The 5,136-nt window shown below is 70.2% G+C and carries 6 protein-coding genes; 1 reads left to right on the forward strand and 5 read right to left on the reverse strand.

Translation table 11 applies throughout. The annotated features are described in order from the left end of the window. On the reverse strand, positions 1–715 hold a 715-nt coding region (locus tag I5I_RS14785), incomplete at its 3' end, for a P-type ATPase (protein ID WP_036321484.1). A gap of 105 nt (positions 716–820) precedes the next feature. Here I5I_RS14785 and I5I_RS14790 point away from each other — a divergent pair. Further along, positions 821–1,297 (forward strand): YbaK/EbsC family protein, encoded by a 477-nt coding sequence (locus tag I5I_RS14790; RefSeq protein ID WP_005052264.1) that lies wholly within the window; start codon positions 821–823, stop codon positions 1,295–1,297. Positions 1,298–1,303: 6 nt separating this feature from the next. On the opposite strand, the gene I5I_RS17880 is transcribed toward I5I_RS14790, so the two are convergent. The 4 genes from I5I_RS17880 to I5I_RS14805 all read right to left on the reverse strand — a co-directional run. Continuing rightward, complete coding sequence (locus tag I5I_RS17880) at positions 1,304–1,630, reverse strand: hypothetical protein (protein WP_306305743.1); 327 nt, start codon at positions 1,628–1,630, stop codon at positions 1,304–1,306. A gap of 11 nt (positions 1,631–1,641) precedes the next feature. Then, positions 1,642–3,198, reverse strand: a complete 1,557-nt coding sequence (locus I5I_RS14795) for a glycogen debranching N-terminal domain-containing protein (protein ID WP_306305744.1) — start codon at positions 3,196–3,198, stop codon at positions 1,642–1,644. Then, positions 3,195–4,100, reverse strand: a complete 906-nt coding sequence (locus I5I_RS14800; RefSeq protein ID WP_036321488.1) for a carbohydrate ABC transporter permease — start codon at positions 4,098–4,100, stop codon at positions 3,195–3,197. The genes I5I_RS14795 and I5I_RS14800 overlap by 4 nt, the downstream gene beginning before the upstream one ends. Next, positions 4,097–5,136, reverse strand: a 1,040-nt coding sequence (locus I5I_RS14805) for a carbohydrate ABC transporter permease (protein ID WP_036321491.1), incomplete at its 5' end; no start/stop codon positions are given. The genes I5I_RS14800 and I5I_RS14805, both read right to left, overlap by 4 nt.

Here is a 5,136-nt window from a genome sequence, read left to right on the forward strand (position 1 = left end):
AGCTCGGTCCCGGGGATCCTCTAGAGTCCATCGGAGCGCGCGATTCCTGCGCGGCACGCACGAGGGCGATGATCTGCTGATACTGGCTGTCGTCGCTGCGCCGGAGAGCGCGCACGCGGATCGCCCGCGATCCGTTGACGGCACCCGAGAGCACGGTCTGGCCGGCGGTACGCGTGACCGGCATGCTCTCGCCGGTCAGCGACGACTCGTCGAAGCTCGCCTCCTCCGACAGGAGGGTGCCGTCCACCGGAACGACCTCGGCCGGCCGCACGAGAAGCTCGTCGCCGACGGCGACCTCGTCGGCGGGAAGGTCCCGGGTCTCGTCACCGGCGCCCGGACGGCGCACGTGCGCGATCTGCGGTGCGCGATCCAGCAGCGCCGTCAGCTCGCGCGTCGCGCGACGGCCCGCGTAGTCTTCGAGCGCCTCGCCGCCGGAGAGCATGAGCACGATGATCAGCGCCGCGATCGTCTCGCCGACAGCGAGGGTCGCGACCATCGCGACGACGGCGAGCACGTCGAGTCCGACATGACCACGCATCACGTCGCGGACCATGCCGATGATCGTCCAGACGACGATCGCCGAGACGTAGGCGGTGGTGATCGCGGTCGCCCACCCGCCCTGCCCCGCGCCGACCAGCGCAGCGGCGACGATGCCCACGACGACGGTCGCGGTGATCACGGGATACCGCCCGAGGGCGGCGACGATGCGGCGCATGCCCCCAGCATTCTCCTCGTACCGCGGGCCCGCCAGTAAGGCTGGATTGCCTTGCCTGGACGATGTCGGCGACGTTCGCGGGGCGGTCCGCCCTAGGCTGGCGACATGACCGAGAACCTGTCGCCGCGCAGTCGCATCGTCCACGAGGCCCTTCGCTCCGCCGGAGTGTCGGGGGAGATCATCACGCTTCCGGATGCCGCATCGACGGCGGCGCTCGCCGCTGCCGCGCTCGGCGTCGAGGTCGGGGCCATCGCGAACAGTCTCGTCTTCATGTCGGACGGCGAGCCGCTGCTCGTGATGACGAGCGGGGCGCACCGCGTGGACACGGCGGCTCTCGCCCAGCGCCTCGGCCGGCGCAGCATCGTGCGGGCCTCGCCGGATGAGGTGCGCGCCGCGACCGGCCAGGCGATCGGCGGCGTGGCGCCCACCGGCCACCCCGCCCCGCTGGCCACGGTCGTCGACGAGGCGCTCGCCGGGTTCGACGAGATCTGGGCGGCCGGCGGCACTCCCCACACGGTGTTCCCTCTCACCTTCGACGAGCTCGTCCGGCTCACCGGCGGCACCGTGAGCGCCGTGGACTGAACCAGCTCAGTCGCCCCGCAGCACCTCCCAGGCGGTGACCGCGGCGGCCGCCGTCCACGCCTGCGGGCGGCACGCGGCGGGGTAGGGAGCGGGCGCGCGCACCTCGTCGGCGCCGTCACCGGCGTACAGCTCCGGCACGCGGAAGTCGAAGGCCTCGGCTCCGGCGAGCATCTGCGCGACGATCCGTCGGGCATGCCCGAGCAGGCCGGCGCGCAGCATTCCGCGGGCGATGATCGCCGTGTCGTGGATCCAGACGCTGCCGCCGTGATAGCTGAGCGGCCAGTAGCCGCCTGCATCGGTCGAGAGGGTGCGGATGCCGAAGCCGGACGCCATCCGCGGCTCGATCAGCAGGTCGGCGACGCTCGCCTCCTCCGCGGGGTCGAGGATGCCGGTACCCAGGAGGTGTCCGATGTTGGAGGTGAGCGTGTCGACCGCGCGGCCATCGCGGTCGAGGGCGATCGCCGGGAATCGTCCGGACGGCGTCCTCCCCCAGAACGCTGCGCGAAACGCTGCTTGAGATCGCGCGCCCACCTGCGCAGCCGCTCGGCGCCGGGCCGGCCGAACCGCTCCAGCAGGTCGGCTCCGCCGATTGCCGCCTCGTACGCATACCCCTGGACTTCGCAGAGCGCGATGGGGCCGGCGGCCAGGGAACCGTCATGCCATTGGATGGAGTCGCCCGAGTCCTTCCACCCCTGATTGGACAGGCCGTGGCCTGTCTCGTCCACGTACTCGAGGAAGCCCGTGCGCTCCGCTGAGGTGACGATCCACTCGAGCGCGGCTTCCATCGCGGGCAGCAGCGCGCTCACCTCGGCATGCGGCATCCGCTCGGCCGTCTCGGCGAGCACGCAGACCCACAGCGCTGTCGCGTCGACGGTGCCGTAGTACAGCGGCGGCAGCACGATGCCCTCACCCGGCATCGTCAACGTCGACGCACGCAGCTCGTGCATGATCTTGCCCGGCTGCTCGGCCGTCGCCGGGTCGTCTCGCGTGCCCTGCAGACGTGCGAGGACGCGCAGCGTGGATGCCGCGAGCCGTGCATCCAGCGGCAGCAGCAGTCGAGCCGCCCAGAGCGAGTCGCGTCCGAACAGGGTGAAGAACCAGGGTGCCCCGGCTGCGAAGAACTCGTCCTCCGGTGCGTCGGGAAGGGTCAGGCGCAGCGCGCCGAGATCGTCGAGGGCGCGGTCGAGCCAGCGCGGCAGACGTGGATCAGTCCCCGTGGGTGTCGACGGGCGCTCCCAGGGGACCGTCGCGGCCGCCCCGCGCACCACCAGGGCGGCGTCGGCCAGGATCGCCGTCCACGACACGCTCATCCGCCCTCGCGGCGGGCAGTGCAAGCGCCATTCCACGGTGATCTCGCCGTCGTCGTCGGCGGCGAGCGCGGCACCCGGTGCCGTCAGCTGAACGGATGCGTCGCCCCGACGGACGATGACCGTGCCGTCGGAGATCGTCAGCTCGCCGTGCGTCCGGCCGGACGCACCCGCCTTCACGTCCTGTAGGGCGCCGATGTCCACGCGCACGCGGGCCCGCAGCCTGAGGAGGACCGGTGCGTCGCGGGCGGAGCGCACGGTGAGCGACTCGGCGACGCGCCCCTCGACCACGGTGCGCTCCCGCTGCAGACGCACCTTCGGATCGGGCGTGTCATCGTCCACGCCACGCAGGAGCGCGTCCATCCGCACGGCGCCGGCCGCGATCGGGTCCGTCGCGATGTGTTCCGGGCGACGCCATGCGCCGTCGGCGCCGGCATAGTGCACGTCCAGACCCCGGACGAACCGGGTGTCTCCGTGGTAGATGCCGTCGATCGGGGCCGCCCCCATGTCGCCGTCACGCCCCGACCACGCCTGGGTGGGCGCGGCGAGCGCAACGATCCGGTCGGACAGGAATGGCTGCAAACCGGCCGTCATCCCTTCACTGCTCCTTCGCTGGTGTTCATGATCTTCCTCTGGAAGAGGAAGAAGAGCACGGCGACGGGGATCGTCATGATCGCCGCGGCCGCGAGTTTGAGGGGATACTGGGTGCCCTGGCTGAGCTGGCCCGAGGCGAGGGAGGCGACGCCCTTGGTGAGCGTCGTGAGCTCGGGCGACTGCGTCGACACGATGAAATGGCTGAGCTCGTTCCACGACCCCTGGAACGACAGGATCACGATCGTGATCAATGCCGGACGTGCCATCGGCAGCACGATCGACCAGAACACGCGGAAGGTGCCCGCCCCGTCGATGCGCGCCTGTTCCTCGACCGAGTCGGGGATCGACTCGAAGAAGTTCTTCATGATGAACACGCCCGCGGCGTCCACCAGCAGCGGCAGGATCATGCCGGCGTACGAGTTGTAGAGGCCGAGCTGGTTCAGCACGAGGAACTTCGGGATCAGCAGCACGACCGTGGGCACGGCCATCACCGCCACCACCAGGGCGAACACGACGCCGCGCCCTCGGAAGCGGAGCCGCGCGAGCGCGTACCCGGCCAGGGAGACGAAGAACACGCGGCCGACGGTGACGCAGAGCGTCACGATGGTCGAGTTGGCGAACCACAGCGGGAAGTCGCTGTGCAGGAACAGACGTTCGTACGCGGCCGTCGAGAACGTCGCGGGGATCAGGGAGACCGGGTCGGCGGCGGCATCCGGTTCGGTCTTGAACGAGGTCGCCACCTGCACCAGGAAGGGGTAGATGTAGACGAGGGCGAGCAGCACCAGCATCCCGTACAGCAGCACCTGGCCGGTGAGGCTGCGGGGGGTGATGCGCCGGTGGCGCCGCGGCGGTCGCGTCGGCGGCGCGCTCTGCACCTCGACGGTGCCGAGGGTGGTGGTCATGCGTCGACCTCCTTCGAGGGCGAAGGGCTCGTGGATGCCGCCGCGCGCGGCTGATAGGCGCGGATGCGCCGCTTCGAGACCGGGCGGTCGCGGAGCACCCAGCGCTGCAGGAGCGTGAAGGCGATGATGATGACGAAGAGGATGAAGGCGATCGCCGCTCCCACACCCCAGTCCTGGTTCTGGAAGGCGGAGGTGTACGAGAGGTAGGCCGGTGTCATCGTCGTCTTGGCGGGACCGCCCTGCGTGCCGGTGTAGATCTGGTCGAACACCTGCCAGCAGCCGATGAGTCCGAGCGTGATCACCGTGAACAGCGTCGGCCGCAGCTGAGGGAGCGTGATGTGCCAGAAGCGCTGCCATCCGTTGGCGCCGTCCATCATGCCTGCCTCGCCGAGCTCGACGCCGATGTTCTGCAGCGCGGCGATGAACAGCAGCATGAAGGTGCCGCTCGTCGTGAACACCGCCATCAGCACGAACGCCGACATCGCGACCGACGGACCCGCCAGCCAGTCCCACCAGGAGACCCCGAGAAAACCCGCTCCGGTGAGTGCGTCCGGCTCGTTCGAGACGCCGACCGCCCCGAGTGCGACGTGCACGATGCCGCGGGGATCGTTGAACCAGTTGGGGGCGGCGACACCGATCGCCGACATGATCTGGTTGACGGGGCCGGCGAACGAGAACAGGAACAGCCACAGCACCGTGATCGCGACCGAACTGGTCACCGACGGGAAGTAGAACGCGGTCCGGAAGAACCCGCGGCCGCGGATGATCCGACGGCTGACGAGAACGGCGAGCAACAGCGACAGCACCGTCTGCAGCGGAACCACGAGCAGGACGTACCAGGCGTTGTTGCGCAGGGCCGTGCCGAAGTCGCGCTCGGCGAGACCGCCGCCGGTGGTGATCGCGGCGTAGTTGTCCAGGCCGACGAAACCGACCGATCCGGAAAGGGGGCTTCCGCGCCCCGACCAGTCCGAGAAGCTGACCCAGAGCGCCATGAGCACGGGGATCAGCAGGAAGACGCCGAGGATGAGGATGACGG

This window comes from Microbacterium sp. B24, from assembly GCF_000333415.1.
In the GTDB taxonomy this organism is placed as follows: domain Bacteria; phylum Actinomycetota; class Actinomycetes; order Actinomycetales; family Microbacteriaceae; genus Microbacterium.

Coding starts and splice junctions, on each gene's coding strand:
- I5I_RS14795 (WP_306305744.1), bottom strand. CDS start 3,198: ATGACGGCCGGTTTGCAGCCATTCCTGTCCGACCGGATCGTTGCGCTC.
- I5I_RS17880 (WP_306305743.1), bottom strand. CDS start 1,630: ATGGCGTCCGGCTTCGGCATCCGCACCCTCTCGACCGATGCAGGCGGC.
- I5I_RS14800 (WP_036321488.1), bottom strand. CDS start 4,100: ATGACCACCACCCTCGGCACCGTCGAGGTGCAGAGCGCGCCGCCGACG.
- I5I_RS14790 (WP_005052264.1), top strand. CDS start 821: ATGACCGAGAACCTGTCGCCGCGCAGTCGCATCGTCCACGAGGCCCTT.